Source organism: Streptacidiphilus jeojiense (genome assembly GCF_000719095.1).
Lineage (GTDB): Bacteria > Actinomycetota > Actinomycetes > Streptomycetales > Streptomycetaceae > Streptacidiphilus > Streptacidiphilus jeojiensis.
On sequence record NZ_JOEH01000004.1, the window covers coordinates 166557 to 181377 of the forward strand.

The following is a 14821-nucleotide window of genomic DNA, read 5'->3' on the forward strand; positions in this document are numbered from 1 at the left end:
GGGGTGACCGGATCGGCCGGGGCGATCGGGGCGGGGACGGCGACGGGGGCCTGATGGATACTCAGCACGATCTGGTCGCGGCCGAGGATGTCCTGCTGTTCGTCAACGCCGCGATCACGGCGACCGGCCAGCGCGAGTTCCACACCGGCGCCGAGGAGCAGCGGCTCTCCCTCGACTTCCTGCACGCCTACATGCTGGGCAACTACCGTGAGCTCTACGCGGCCGCCCTCGCCCTGGACATCAACGACCACAACGCGGCCCTGATCATCCATCGGCTGCTGGCGACCGGGCGCGAGGCCACCGCCGAGCAGCGCCGCGTCGAGGGCCGTCTGATCGCCCGTCGGCTCGTGCTGCTGCCGCCGCAGCGGGTGTACCGGCTGTTCCGGGCGCTGCGGCAGGCCAAGGTCAACAACCGCAGGACCCGGGCCGTCGTCCGGGACTGGATCGCCGCCCGGCCCGACCCGGCGTTCGACGCCGTCAAGTACCGCGGCGGTCTCAAGGAGGCCCTGCGGCACGCCCATCTGGCGCCTGCCTCTGAGGAGTTGGGCACGTTCTTCTTCGCCGCCCGCACCCCGGCCCGGTTCGCCACGCCGATCCTGGACACCTGGCGCCGGGCCCACTACGAGCAGGCCGCCCTGTACGAGCTGCCGTACACCGTGGCCGAGGGCTTCGCCGCCCGGCGCGGCATCGCCAGGGGCGACTTCCTGGAGCGCATCGCGCCCCGGATGACCCGGCTGGAGCAGCTGCGGCTGCAGGAGTCCGGCCGCAGCCACCGGGCCGGGGCGGTCCGGGCCGACCTGTCCCGGATGCCGCTCACCCGGCTGGCCACGTACGTGCTGGCGCTGGCGCCGGCCGACCGGGTGGCCCGCCGCGCCGAGCTGACCGCCGCCCTGCGCAGCGCCGCCCGGCGTGCGGCCGGACCGCAGCAGGGGAGCTGGGGCCGGGTCGCCGCCGTCCTGGACGACAGCTACTCCGCCTCCGGGTCGGGGCAGAAGCGCCGCCGCCCGCTGGCGGTGGCGCTGGCCTGCCACTACCTGCTGCAGGCGCTCGCCGCCGACTACACCCCGCTGTGGACCTCCGGGAGCGACGACCCGCTGCTCAGCCGCCCGTTCGGCGCCACACCGCTGGGGCGGCGGATCGTCGACGCCCTGGACACCCGGCCCGACCGGATCCTGATCGTCTCCGACGGCTGGGACAACGCGCCGCCCGGGCTGGCCGCCGAGGTGCTGCGGATCTGGCGCACCCGGCTGGACCCGGACCGGAGCACCAGCATCGTGCACCTCAACCCGGTCTACGACGCCGAGGGCTTCGACGTGCGCCGACTGGCCCCGACCGTGCCGACCGCCGGCATCCGCGACGCGGAGGACCTCCCGGCCCTGGTCGAACTGGCCGCGTTCGCCGAAGGGCGCACCGGGCTGGCCGAGTTGACGCAGCATCTGGCAGCCAGGACGGCCACGTTCACGGAGGTGACGACATGACCACATCGGACCTGACCACGTCGGACCTGACCACGCTGGACCTGACCGGGCTGACCGCGGGCCCCTCGCAGGTCTGGGGCGGGATCCGGCTGGTCCCGCTGCTGCGCGCGGAGCCGGTCACCGACCTGCGGCTGCACCGGCGGGCCTACGGCGACGGGGTCGGCTTGGTCGAGCTCGCTCCTCGCGATCACTACCTCTCCTACATCCCGCACGGCTTCGTCGCGGACTGGACCGGCGACGGGTCCCCCGTCGCCGCCTACGGCACCCAGCTGGGGACCGACCGGCCGAGCGGCATGCCCCTGCGCTTCCACCGCAAGCTGGCCCGCCGCGAGGAGCGCAACCGGCTGCGCTTCCTGCCGCTGCACCTCGCCCTGGAGGGCTACCTGGCCCTGCACTTCGGCGGTCCCACGGTGGTCTGGGAGCAGTGGTCGCAGCAGGCGGTCCGCCGCGGCCTCTCGCCGCGGGTCGAGGAGGCCTGCACCGGGGCCGAGGTGCGGGGGCTGGCCGACGCGCTCCGGGTGTTCGAGATCCACCCCGGCCAGTGCGGGGTGCTGCTCTACGTGGCCGACTCGCTCACCGCGGCCTTCGCGGTGCCGCACCCCGCCGACTACCGCGCACTGCATCCGACCCTGGTGCAGGACCTCTACGGCGAGCAGGTCCACCACGGCGCCACGCTGATGATGCCGCTGCCGGACTTCCGCGCCCGGATCCGCGACACCGAGGTCCGCTCGCTCGCCGACCTGCGCGCGGCCGCCGAGCGGCAGGAACGGGAGTGGACCGGCTTCCACGACTCGGCCATGGCCGGCGGCCTGCTGGACGCCGCCCACACCTCGCAGCAGGTGTACCGGATGGGCCGCTTCACGCTCTCCCGCTTCCTGCCGGAGTTCCGGCCCAAGCAGGAGAGCCACATCGGCGAGACCATCACCGACGAGTCCGGCCGGGTGGTGTACCTGAAGACCTTCCGGCTCTCCGAGGCCCAGGTCCGCCGCGGCCACCTGCTCGACCGGCTGGCCGCCCACGACTGGCACCTTGGCCGGACCGCAGCCGAACTCTCGATCACCGAGGAGCAGTTGGGCCTGCGCCTGGAGTCGGCGGGCTTCGGCTTCCTGCTCCGCCAGGACATCCTGGACGGCTACCGCAAGCGAGCCCGCGGTTCCGCACCGTTCCGTCCGTCCGCACCCCGGGACTAGGCTCGCGCGCATGACTGCCACCACGCACCGCACCTGCCCGCTGTGCGAGGCGACCTGCGGGCTCACCGTCACCATCGGTCCCGGCCCTGAGGGCGCTGGCGAGGCGATCGGGGTGCGTGGGGACGCCGAGGATCCGTTCAGCCGCGGCTACATCTGCCCCAAGGGCGTCGCCCTCGGCCAGCTGCACGCCGACCCTGACCGGTTGCGCACCCCGCTGGTCCGGCGCGGCAGCAGCTGGACCGAGGTGGGCTGGGACGAGGCGTTCGCCGAGGCCGGACGGCTGCTGGCGCCACTGCTGCGGCAGCACGGCGCCGACAGCGTCGGCGTCTACCTGGGCAATCCGGTGGTGCACAACCTCGGGCTCAGCCTCTACAGCCGGACCCTGATCCAGGCACTGGGCACCGGCTACCGCTTCAGCGCCAGCACCGTCGACCAGATGCCCAAGCAGGTCGCCTCCGGCCTGATGTTCGGGACCGAGCTGTCCATCGCCGTCCCGGACCTGGACCGCACCGACTATCTGCTCGTCCTCGGCGCCAACCCGATGGTGTCCAACGGCAGCCTGCTCACCGCGCCCGACCTGCCGGGCCGGCTGCGGGCGCTGCGCCGGCGCGGCGGACGGCTGGTCGTGGTCGACCCGCGCCGCACCCGTACCGCGGAGATCGCCGACGAGTACCTGGCCATCCGCCCGGGGACGGACGCGCTGCTGCTGGCCGGGATCGCCCGGACCCTGGTGGAGGAGGGCCTGGCCGACCCGGGCCCCCGGGTGACCCCGTACCTCAACGGACTGGCCGAACTCGGCGACGCCCTCAAGCCGTTCACCCCCGAGGCGGTCGCCGTCGCGACCCGGATCCCGGCCGGGACCATCCGCAGGATCGCCGGGGAGCTGGCCGCCGCCCCCAGCGCCGCCGTCTACGGCCGGATCGGGACCACCACCACCGCCTTCGGCACCGCGGCCAGCTGGCTGGTCGACGTCGTCAACACCCTGACCGGGAACCTGGACCGGCCCGGCGGGGTGATGTGGCCCGAGCCGGCGGCCGGCTCGCCCACCACCACCGGCGAGCCCGGACGGGGACGCGGCGTGCGGGTGCCGGGCTCGCGCCGCACCCGGGTCCGCGGACTCCCCAGCGTCTTCGGCGAGTTCCCGGCCGGGGCGCTGGCCGAGGAGATCGACACACCGTCGGCGGCCGACGGCACCCGGCTGCGCGGCCTGGTCACCGTCGCGGGCAATCCGGTCCTGTCGACACCCAACAGCGCCCGCCTCGGCGCGGCGCTGGCCTCGCTGGACGCCATGGTCAGCGTGGACGCCTACCTCAACGAGACGACCCGGCACGCCCACGTCGTGCTGCCGGCCGCCTCGCCGCTCGCGCGCAGCCACTACGACCTGGTGTTCGCCTCCTTCTCGATCCGTAACACCGCCCACTGGTCACCCCCGAGCGTGCCGCTCGGCCCCGGCGAGCTGGACGAGTCCGAGGTGCTGCTGCGACTGGCCGCGGCCGCGCTCGGCGGCAGCGTCACCGCGGAGCAGCTCGACGACCTCACCGCCTCCGACACCGCCCGCCGGATCGCCGCCGACCCCTCCTCCCCGGCCCACGGCCGCGACCCCGGGGACCTGCTGGCCGCCGTCGCCCACCGCACCCGGCAGGAGCGCCTGCTCGACCTGATGCTGCGCGGCGGCCCGTACGGGGACGGCTTCGGTGCCGAGCCGGAGGGCCTCAGCCTGGACGCCCTGGCCGCCGCGCCGCACGGCCTGGACCTGGGACCGCTGCGCCCGCGCCTGCCCGGAGTCCTGCGCACCCCCAGCGGCCGGGTCGAACTCGCGCCGCCGCAGCTGCTCGCCGAGGCCGCCCGGCTGGCCGACCACCTCGCCGAGCTCGACTCGGCACCGGCCGACGGCCTGCTGCTGATCGGCCGCAGGCAGCTGCGCTCCAACAACTCGTGGATGCACAACGTCCCGCTGCTCGCCGGCGGCAGCAACCGCTGCACCCTGCAGCTGCACCCGCAGGACGCCGAACGCCTCGGCATCGACACCGGCGAGCAGGTCCGGGTGCGCTCACGGGTCGGTGAGCTCCACGCCGAGGCGGAGGTCACCGACGCCGTCATGCCGGGCGTGGTCAGCCTCCCGCACGGCTGGGGCCACGACGACCCGGCCACCCGGCTGCCCCTCGCCGCCCGCGAGCCGGGCGTCAACAGCAACCTGCTGACCGACGAGGCGCCGCTTGACGTTCTGTCAGGAACCGCTGTCCTCAACGGAATCCCGGTGGAGGTGGTGCGGGCGGCGGTCGCGGCCGCGCCATGAGCGGTGCCCCGCCCCCCTGGTGGGGGACGGGGCACCTGGTCGGACGGTTCGTGCCGGTCGTCAGGGCCGGGCTACCAGCCGACGGCCACCTCCAGCCACTGCGGGTCGGAGTGGGAGATGAAGGAGGACTGGCCCGCGACGTCGTCGTAGGGGAAGCCGTAGGCGAGGTTGTTGATGTCGTTGTCGTGCCAGAACTTGGCGTAGTAGTTGGCGGGGGCGGCGAGGTAGTACTGGGTGGGGTCGGACTGCTGGGCCGCGGGCAGGGTGGCCACGTGGCGGTTGAGGGCGGCGCACTCGTCCGGGTTGCTCGCCAGGACGCCGGCGCAGCCGAAGATGTCGGAGGTCGGTGCGTTGACGCCGACCGAGTTGGCGTAGGCGGTGAAGTAGCCGGCGTTGACGCCGCCGGTCTGGAAGCTGGGGTCGCTGCCGGGGGCGATGATCCGGTACGGGGCCTGGGTCTGTGCCAGCACCTTGAACTCGGCCGGTACCGCGTTGATGAACCGCTGGAAGGTGACCGAACGGTCCTCGGCGAAGGTCTGCTGGTTCTCGCCGACCTGGACGTCGTAGCCGTCCTTGGCGTGCAGGCGCATCGCGAGCTTCAGGCCGAAGGCGTCCACCCGGGTGGTGTTGCCGTTGAAGACGTTGGCGCCCACTGTGAACTCGATGAAGTCGTAGTACAGGCTGGTCGGCGAGCCGAGGTAGAAGTACATCCGGCCGGCGGAGTTGGCCGGCATGTCGAGGTAGGGCTGGTCGGCGATGGAGTGGGTCTGGCCGTTGAAGCTCCAGTACACCTGGCTGTCGGGGTACTTGCCGTTGGTGCGGTTGAGGATCTTCACCTCGACGACGTTCTGGGCCGCCGGGATGGTGCTGGGTTGAGGGTCTGGGTGCCGCCGGTGCCGGTGGTGGTGGAGTAGATCGAGGTCCAGGTGGTGCCGTCGTTGGAGGTCTGGATCTGGAAGGCGGTGGCGCTGGGGGTCGCTGAAGGCGCTGGACCAGCGGGTTCCGGTGTTGCCGTCGAAGGCGGCGGAGGCGGGGAAGGTGGCGTTCTCGGTGGAGGACGCGGTGGCCGGCTGGTTCAGCGCCGCGTTGAGGGTCTGGGTGCCGCCGGTGCCGGTGGTGGTGGAGTAGATCGAGGTCCAGGTGGTGCCGTCGTTGGAGGTCTGGATCTGGAAGGCGGTCTGGGGGTCGCTGAAGGCGCTGGACCAGCGGGTTCCGGTGTTGCCGTCGAAGGCGGCGGAGGCGGGGAAGGTGGCGTTCTCGGTGGAGGACGCGGTGGCGGGCTTCCCCTGGGAGAGCAGCGTGCCTGCTGCCCGTGCGGGTGACTGGGACACGGTCAGGACGAGAGCGGCGAGTACGGCGACCATCAGAGCGATGAGAAGGTACGGCCTGCGCCTGGCATGGAGGTGGACAGGGATGCTGGTGGACATGGTCTCTCCTTGAACCGGGTGGTGGTCCTGTGGAGCCTGGGCCTCCCTGAGAGCGCTCTCTGAAGGGGGTGGTCGATGTCTACAGCCGTTGTTGTACGGGTGTCAATGTCCTTGTGCGCAAACGCTGTTGCGGAACCACGAAGCCCCTGGGACCCGGCACGGCCGGGTCCCAGGGGCTTCGGATGATCGGATCAGGCCCGGGCTGCGGTGATGGCGGCGCCGAGCGCCTCCTTGATGCGGGGGCCGAGGCGGGAGAAGCCCAGCTCCTTCATCGCGGCGCGGAGGAGCTCGTCCTCGGTACGGGCGGTGCCGTCGCCGTCGATCCAGCGCACGACCGAGACGAGCTCGTCGGCGGAGTAGGCAGTGACCGGACGGCCCGGGGTGAACGAGGGCTTGCGGGGCCGCTTCACAGCGGGCTCGACTGCGTCGGGCTCGGGAGTCGCGGCGGGCTCGACTGCTTCGGGCTCGGCTGCGACGGCCGTGGGCTCAGCCTCGGCTACGGGCTCGACCTCGGGCGCGGTCTCGGTCTCGGGCGCGGGTGCCTCCACGGCGGCGCCCTCGGCGGCGGGCGTCTCGGCCTCGGCGGCCACGGCCTCGGGAGCCTCCGCCTCGGCGGCGGGCGCCTCGGCAGGCTCGGCCACCTCGGCTTCGACCGGAGCGTCCTCGGCCTCGACTGCGGCGGCCACAGGCTCAGCCTCGACCTCGGCCACCGGCTCGGCCTCAGCTTCGACCACCGGCTCAGCCTCGACCTCGACCTCGACCTCAGTCTCCGCCTCGACGACGGCCTCGACCTCGGCGACCTCGACCTCAGCTTCGACCGCTTCGACCTCGGCGACCTCAGTCGTGTCCTCCGTCTCGACCTCTGTTGCGTCGTCCGTCGCCCGCGGGGCGGGCAGCAGGTCGGTGGCGGTCGCGGTGGTGGTCACCGTCGTGGTCACGACCTCGGCGTCCGCCGCTTCCGCTTCCGCCGCCTCGGCCTCAGCCGTCTCCGTGGCCGCAGGCCCGAAGTGCCGGTCGCAGGCGGCGGTGACCGCGTCGGCGTCGGCCTGCTGCTCCGTCAGTTCGGCGAGCAGCTCACCGTGGCCCCGCTCCTCGATGCTGTCGCGGAGCGCCCGCAGCGTGGGCAGCCGGTAGAGGGTGCCCTCGTCGGCGGCCAGCCGGTCGACCAGCTCGGCCAGTTCGGCGAAGGGGAGTGCGGCCAGGTCCGAGGAGTCCGGCAGCAGCTGGCCGAGCACGGCGAGGCCGGTACGGACGGTGTCCACCGACGGGGCGCTGTCCAGCACCGCGGCGTCCTCCGGCAGCGCCGGCAGGGTGTCCGGGGCGAGCGCCGCCCAGTCCGCGCGCTCCGCCGACGCGGCGTTGATCGCGGAGTGCAGGGTGGCCTTGCGGGTGCGCTTGGAGACGGCGAGCCTGCGGGCGGCCTTGGCCAGCGCGCGGCGGTCGCCCCAGGACAGCTTCACGCCCTGCGCCTTGCGGTCGGCGCCGCTCGCCGTCGCGGCGGAGAGCCGGTCCAGGTCGGCGGACCGGTACGCGGCGGGGGTCAGCGTGGCGAGCGTCTCGCGCACCCGGAGCAGCAGGGCGACGGCCTCGGCCACCGCCGCCACGGTGTCCAGCCCGCTCAGCGGGGTGGAGGAGTCGAGCAGTTCGGCGGCCTCGCGGACGGTCGCCAGGTCGCGTCCGCGCAGCTCGGCGAGGATGGTCGAGGCGGCGCGGGCGTCCTCGGGGGTGGCCACCGTACCGACCGCCGCGTACCAGGCGTGGGTCTCGGCGGTCAGGGTGAATCCGCCCTGGGCGGAGTACTTGAGCAGGTCGTCGCGGACGCCTGAGAGGACGTCCGACTGCTGCTCATCGTTCGGAGTGGCCGCGGGGGCCGTTGGTGTCTCGTCGGTGTTAGTCAGGTCGATCGTCGTCATGGTGAGGTCCGCTTCGTGGCAGGGAGGACTGCGGCGTCGGGGCAGAATCATGCGCAGCGGTGGTCCCGTGCTGCGTGAACGCACACGATACGGGTGCGCTTGCGAGCGGCGCACGCACCCTGCCAATCCCCGGCGGAACATGCCGCAGGGTTCGTCCATTCGCCAGCCCGCGGCTGCTGCCGGGCAGCACCGGACCGCTGCAGCTCATCACACTATTGCCCCAGAGGAGTTGGATGCACCTCAGGGTGTGCTGTGTCCCGCGCCAGGGCGCGTTGACGTGGTCGCTCGGATTTTCACGCCCCCGGCGCCTGGTGCAGTCGTCGGAGCTCCGTCTTGAGGATCTTGCCCGCTGCGGACAGCGGCAGTGCGGCGGTGAAGTGGATCTCGCGGACCCGTTGGTAGGGGGCGACCGCGGCGGCGACGTGCGCCATCAGCTCGTCGGCGAGTTCGGGGGAGGGGGCGTAGCCGGTCCGCAGCATCACATGGGCGACCGGGATCTCCCCGGCCGCCGGGTCGGGGGCGCCGACCACCGCTGCCACCGCGACAGCGGGGTGCCGGTGCAGCAGGTCCTCCAGCGGGGCCGGATAGACGTTGTAACCCTTGTGGATCAGCATGTCCTTTGCTCGGCCCACCAGGTACAGCCAGCCGTCCCGGTCGCTGCGGCCCAGGTCGCCGGTGCGCAGCCAGCCGTCGACGAACTGCTCGGCCGTCAGCTCGGGATGGTTGTGGTAGCCGTCGGCGATCTGCGGGCCGCGCGCCCAGACCTCGCCGACCTCGCCGGTGGGCAGCACCGCGCGGGTGACCGGGTCCCTGATCTCGATCACGGTGTCAAACACCGGTACCCCGACGCTGCCGATCGGAGCTGCGGCCGGCTGCTCCGGCGGGTGGCCGGTGAGCCCCATGGTGGCCTCGGTGAGCCCGTAGCCCTCGCTGATCTCGGCCTGCGGCAGCAGCCCGCGCAGCCGGGCCATGGTCTCCGAGTCCAGCGGGGCCGCGCCGGAGCTGACCTGGCGGACCGACGACAGGTCGGCCTTGTGGACGCCGGGGGCCGCGAGCAGCGCGTGGAACAGCGCGGGCGACCCGGCCAGGTGGGTGACCTGCCACCGCTCGGCCTCGGCGAGGTAGCGGGCCGGGTCGAAGCGGCCGGAGACCACCACGGTCGTCGCGTTGGCGGTGCACAGCAGTTGGGTGATCAGGCCCATCGCGTGGAACATCGGGGCGACCGACAGCAGCACGCTCCGGCCGATCGGTACGGTGCCGGGGCCGACCGCCTCGGCCACCTGCTCCAGGTACATCCCGCCGCTTCGGTCCAGGCGCGGCAGCGAGGCCCCGCGCCAGCAGCCCATCTGCAGGGCGTTGGCGACCGCGTGCCGGTGCAGGATCCGCACGGCCTTGGAGCGGCCTGTGGTGCCGCCGGTGAAGGAGAGATGGGCCAGGTCGTCGGGGCCGACCGGGGTCGCCGGGGCCGGCTGGGCGGTGAGCAGTTCGGCCAGTGGGATGTTGCCCTGCACGGTGCCCGGCGGACGGCCGGGGGCCGCGTGGCTGGCCGGGACCTCGACGGCGAACCGCAGGGCGCTGCCCGGAGCGCCGGCGCCGGCCAGGCCGCGGGCCTCGGCCAGGACGTGGGCGACGGCCGGGTGGGTGATCACCGCGACGGCGGAGACCTCGGCGAGCTGTTCGGCCAGCGGTGCGGCGGGCAGCAGCGGGCTGAGCGGGCTGACGACCGCTCCCGCGAGCAGCACCCCGAAGTAACAGAGGGTGAAGCGGAGCGAGTTGGGCTGGTGCACGGCCACCGTGTCGCCAGGGCTCACCCCGTGCTCCCGCAGCCCCTGGGCCAGGCGCAGCGCCTGGTCGTACAGCTCGGCGAAGGTCAGTGACTCCTCACCGTCCCGCAGCGCAACCCGGTCCGGGTGGCGCGGTGCGGTCCCGGCGAGGATGTCGCCGACGGTGCAGTGCGGATAGTCCAGGCTCTGCGGCATTCCCGGTGGCAGCAGCATCGTGGGCCGGCCCCTTTCCCGCGGTTCGCTGGTGGTCCAGCTGGTGGGGACGCCCGGTGCGGTGGCGTCCCGTCCGTGCAGTCTGGCAAGCGCACGACGGTCCGGGAAGGGAACGGACAGCTACGGCACAGCCTTCGGCCCGACCCGCCTCACCGGCGGCCCTCCCAGAGCTCGCGCTCGCGTGGCCTGGGGTCGTACCGCAGCTCGGGTTCCAGGTCGAAGTGCATGGTGGCGCGGCGGTCGCGGTCGTACACCGGCCAGCCGGGGTCGCCGGTGGCGGCGAAGGCGACCCAGGCGGCGTGCATGGTGTCGGCCAGCCGCTGCGGGGGATCGGTGCCGAGCAGCTCGGCCATGGACTTGTCCTGGAGGTTGTCGAAGACGAAGCCCAGCTCGCTGACGTGGCAGGCGCCGAGGCGGCCGTCGAAGGTGGGCGGCTGCCAGCCGAACTCGTAGAGGTGGACGGTGCCGCGGCCCTCCCCCCAGCGGCTCTCGGCCAGGCGGATGGCGGGGATGCGGAAGAACCAGTCGGTGGCGACGGCTGCCAGCAGTTCTCCGGGCGAGGCGTCGGGCCGCCGCTCGCGGTAGACGGCGAGGGCCCGGTCCGGGTCGTCCAGGCCGTACCCGGCGGCGGTCCTCCTGGCCAGCTCCTCGGGCACCAGGTCCAGCAGGCCGGAGGGAGTCAGGTAGAGGCGGAACTCGTCGCTGTTGGAGCCGATCAGCAGGTCGACCCCGGCGGCGGCCCCGTCGGTTCCGCCGGCCGCCAGCGCCTCCAGCGGCGGCGCGGGGAGCAGGTCCCCGTCCACGACGGGTTCCAGGGGCATCAGATTGAGTGCCGCCTCCCCCCACCGCTCCGGTTCGGGATCGGCCGAGATCTCTCCGCGCAGACCGCGTTGGACCGGGAGCAGCCGGTCCAACGGCACGGCGGCGAAGGCCTCGCGGGTGGCCGGGATGCCCAGCCGCCGGGCGAGGTGACGGCCGACCAGCTCGGCCGTGCCGGGGGAGAGGGTGTGCTGCGCGGCGCCGCTCTGCAGGATCGCCCGCCGGAACAGGCCCTGCGCCCTGGGTACGGCCAGCAGCGTGCCGATGCTCATCGCCCCGGCCGACTGGCCGAAGAGGGTGACCTGCCCGGGGTCCCCGCCGAAGTCGGCGATGTTGTCCCGGACCCACTCCAGCGCGGCGATCTGGTCCAGCAGGCCCAGGTTGGCCGGGGCCGGGTCGTCCGCACCGAGGTAGAGGAAACCCTCCACCCCCAGGCGGTAGTTGACGGTGACGCAGACCACGCCGTCGCGGGCGAAGCGGGAGCCGTCGTAGCCGGGGACGGAGCCCGAGCCGTTGGTGAACCCGCCGCCGTGCAGCCAGACCATGACCGGGCGCCCGCCGGGCTCCCGGTCGGCCGGAGCCCAGATGTTGAGGTTGAGGCAGTCCTCGCCGGGGATGTCGACCTCGGGGAGCAGGCTGTCCAGCGGCGCCGGGTACGGCGGCTTGGGTGCGGTCGGCCCGTAGCCGGTGGCGTCGCGCTCGCCCTGCCACGGCGCCGGCGGCTGCGGTGGCCGGAAGCGGTTGGCCCCGAACGGCGGTGCCGCGTACGGGATGCCCTTGAAGGCGACGCCGCCGCCCTCCGCCGGAACGCCGCGGACCGCTCCCCGCGCAGTCCGTACGACGGTCCGCTCACCATGCTGCGTCAAGGCGATCTCCGTTGCTGTCGAACCGGCATGATGGGTGGTCAGTCGCCGGCCACCCCGACCGTAGGGCCGTCCCGACGGGGTCCGCAACCCGCGCACCCGCGCACCCGCGGTGCCGTTCGGACGGCCGGAGGCCGCGAAACGCCGAGGGCCCCACCCGCTTCGCGCGGATGGGGCCCCGACCGTCGGACGTGTCGTCCGGTCAGTTCAGCCGGGTCACGGCTTGAACTGGACCTCCTGCGGGTCGTGGTCGCTGGTCTGGTTGGCGAACTCGGAGTTCACGTGGACCACCTGGTAGACGGGCTTGGAGACGCCCGAGGTCACCAGGATGTGGTCGAGGACCTCGGAGATGCCCTCGTAGTCGTAGGTGTACTGCTCGTTCACCGGCAGCGTGCTGATCAGGTCGGTGAGGATCGACTTGCCGGTGCCGTCGCCGGTGCCGGTGCGCAGCTGGGTCAGCGACGGGCTGAACTGGTAGTCGTTCAGGTCACCCAGGACGACGACGTCGGACTTCTTGTCGATGGCCAGGATCTGCTGGACGAAGTCGTGCAGGATCTGGGCCTGGGCGGTGCGCTGCAGCGCCGAGGTCTGCTGCGGGTACTGGTAGCGGCCGTCCGCGTTCTGGTCGCCGAGCTTGGCGTCGAAGTGGTTGGCGATGACGAAGACCGGCTTGCCCTTGAAGGAGAACTCGCCGACCAGCGGCTTGCGGCTGGAGGTCCAGGCGTAGCTGGAGGGGTCCACCCGGCCGGGGGAGAGGGTCAGCGCGGGCTCGCCGTGCAGCTTGTAGACCTGGGTGCCGGTGGTGGAGCGGTTCACCGAGGCGGCGCCGGTGTCGACGAAGCTCACCCGGTCGGCGTTGAAGAGGTAGACCACCCGGATGTTGCCGCCGGGCTGGCCGCCGTCCTGGTCGTTGACCGGGTCGATGCTGCGGTAGCTGTACTGCGGGCCGCCGGCGGCCACGATCGCGGTGGTGAGCTTGGCGATGGTCTGGTCGGCCGCGACGGTGCCGTCGTCGGTGGCGCCGGTGTTGTCCTGGATCTCCTCCAGGGCGATGATGTCGGGCTTGGCCAGGTTGGTGACCACGCCCTGGGCCAGCGCCGCGAACTTGCTGTCGGCGTTCTGCGGGGCCAGGTTCTCCACGTTGTAGGTGGCGATGGAGAGGTCCTTGGCGGAGCCCGCCTTGGCCGCGACCGGGGCGATGCCGCCCGACTTCACGGTGCCCAGGCTGGTGGCCGCGATCAGGTAGCCGCCGTAGGTGGAGTAGTCGATGGTGCCGATGGTCGCGCCGGTGAAGGTGTCACCCACGCTGACCTCGGGGTTGGTGCCGTTGTCGGCCACCACCTCGAGCCGGCCGGACGGGGTGGCGTTCTCCGCCGTCAGCTCGGTGCCGCCGCGGTAGGTGACCTTCTCGGTGGGCTTGGTGGTGACGTACTGCTCGCCGTAGGAGTCGGACGGGCCGACCACCCGGGCGTCGTCGACCTCGACCCGCATGCCCTCGATGGACTCGTAGTAGTCCAGCGCGGAGCGGGTGGGGGTGATCGGGGTGGACTCGATGTTGCCGCCGCCGAGGTCGGGGGCGTAGGTGCTGGGCACCGTGTCCGGGCCGAGCACGATGGCGGCGGGCAGCGCGTTGCCGGTGCTCAGGGTGATCACGGTGGGAGCGCTCAGCTCGGTCACCGAGAGGTTCGAGGTGTTGGCGGTGGTGGTGCCGCTGGCCAGCGTGTAGTAGTCGGAGACCTTGGCGGAGACCAGCACCGAGTCGCCCACCGCGACGGTGGGGGCGGAGCCGGTGTAGACGAACACGCCCTCGCTGGTGGCGGGGTTGCTGTCGGGGTTGGGGTCCTGGATCCAGAAGCCCTTGGTGCTGCCCGAGGCGCGCACGCCGGTGACGATGCCGGGGACGTTGCTGACGGTCTGTCCGTTCAGCGGCGAGATCCAGGTGGTGCCCTGGATGTCGTGGATCCGGACGGTGCCCGCCGTGGCCGTCGGGGAGGCGCTCGCCGACGCGGACGCGGAGGCGGAGGCCGACGCGGAGGCCGAGGCGGACGGACTGGCGCTCGCCGAACCGGAGTTGACCGGGCTCGGCGTTCCGGCACTGAAGTCGGTGCCGTTCTGGTCGGTGTCGGTGCTGTTCGCGTCGCGGGAGACCGAGGTGGTGTTGCTGGCGGCCGGGGCGTCCGCGGTGCCCTCGTGGACCACGGCGGTGCCGTAGCCGACCAGGTCGTGGACGGTCGTGTCGGCGGCGCAGTCGGCCGCGGTCTTGCAGGTCAGTGCGGTCTGGGAGTTGACCAGTGCCACGGTGCCGTTGGTGCCGCTCATGTTGATCGCGCCGGTCGCGTCCGGGGTCGGCAGGGCCTGGGTGCCCGCGGTGCCGGCGGCCTCCTGGACCAGGTACGAGCCGCCGGGGGCGATGCTGCCGGTCAGCGCGGTGACCTGCCAGGTCGTCGTCGCGCCGGGCGCGGCCGAGATGTACTGGACCGACCAGGTGCTCAGGTCCACGGCGGTGCTGCCGTTGTTGTGCAGTTCGATGAAGTCGTTCGTGAGTGTGGCACCGGAGTTGCCACCGCCACCGTAGACCTCGTTGACGACCACGTCGCCGGAGACGGTGGCGCTGGCGCTGGTGGGAACCAGAGCGAGGGCACAGACGGAGGCTGCGGCAGCGGTTGCAGCCAGCAGCGCGCGGGATCTGGACACGGTCCTCCTAGACCTGGGGCCGAGCATGCACGTGGAGCAGTGCCGGGGGAGTACTGACCCGAATTCAGGTCACATCATGGGCCGTTCCGGTTAACCCCGCATGACACTTCGGAATACTGCTGCCACAAAGTTTCGATCGATCAT

8 protein-coding genes are annotated in these 14821 nt (G+C 72.8%); 3 read left to right on the forward strand and 5 right to left on the reverse strand.

All coding sequences use genetic code 11. From position 1 onward, the window contains the following. Positions 1–53: 53 nt before the first annotated feature. From IF29_RS0105700 to IF29_RS0105710, 3 genes are read left to right on the forward strand one after another with little or no spacing between them, the layout of a single operon-like run. On the forward strand, positions 54–1478 hold the full coding sequence (locus IF29_RS0105700; protein ID WP_030250454.1) for a hypothetical protein: 1425 nt from the start codon (positions 54–56) through the stop codon (positions 1476–1478). Continuing rightward, positions 1475–2668 (forward strand): ARPP-2 domain-containing protein, encoded by a 1194-nt coding sequence (locus IF29_RS0105705; RefSeq protein ID WP_051724940.1) that lies wholly within the window; start codon positions 1475–1477, stop codon positions 2666–2668. Before IF29_RS0105700 ends, IF29_RS0105705 begins: the two co-directional genes overlap by 4 nt. 10 nt (positions 2669–2678) lie before the next feature. Next, positions 2679–4964, forward strand: a complete 2286-nt coding sequence (locus IF29_RS0105710) for a molybdopterin-dependent oxidoreductase (RefSeq protein WP_030250459.1) — start codon at positions 2679–2681, stop codon at positions 4962–4964. A gap of 71 nt (positions 4965–5035) precedes the next feature. Here the strand turns inward: IF29_RS0105710 and IF29_RS0105715 are convergent, their stop codons facing one another. The 5 genes from IF29_RS0105715 to IF29_RS0105735 form a co-directional block, all read right to left on the reverse strand. Beyond that, positions 5036–6328, reverse strand: a complete 1293-nt coding sequence (locus IF29_RS0105715) for a beta-1,3-glucanase family protein (protein ID WP_408640788.1) — start codon at positions 6326–6328, stop codon at positions 5036–5038. A 254-nt stretch (positions 6329–6582) separates the two neighbouring features. Beyond that, entirely contained in the window at positions 6583–8304 is a 1722-nt protein-coding gene (locus tag IF29_RS0105720; protein WP_030250464.1) for a hypothetical protein, read from the reverse strand. Positions 8305–8597: 293 nt separating this feature from the next. After that, entirely contained in the window at positions 8598–10301 is a 1704-nt protein-coding gene (locus IF29_RS0105725; RefSeq protein ID WP_037594416.1) for a class I adenylate-forming enzyme family protein, read from the reverse strand. A 149-nt stretch (positions 10302–10450) separates the two neighbouring features. After that, positions 10451–11986, reverse strand: a complete 1536-nt coding sequence (locus IF29_RS0105730; protein ID WP_030250469.1) for a carboxylesterase/lipase family protein — start codon at positions 11984–11986, stop codon at positions 10451–10453. Positions 11987–12199: 213 nt separating this feature from the next. Continuing rightward, positions 12200–14677 carry a lamin tail domain-containing protein gene (locus IF29_RS0105735; RefSeq protein WP_084713604.1) on the reverse strand — a complete coding sequence of 826 codons (2478 nt, stop codon included), beginning with the start codon at positions 14675–14677 and terminating at the stop codon, positions 12200–12202. Positions 14678–14821: the final 144 nt, after the last annotated feature.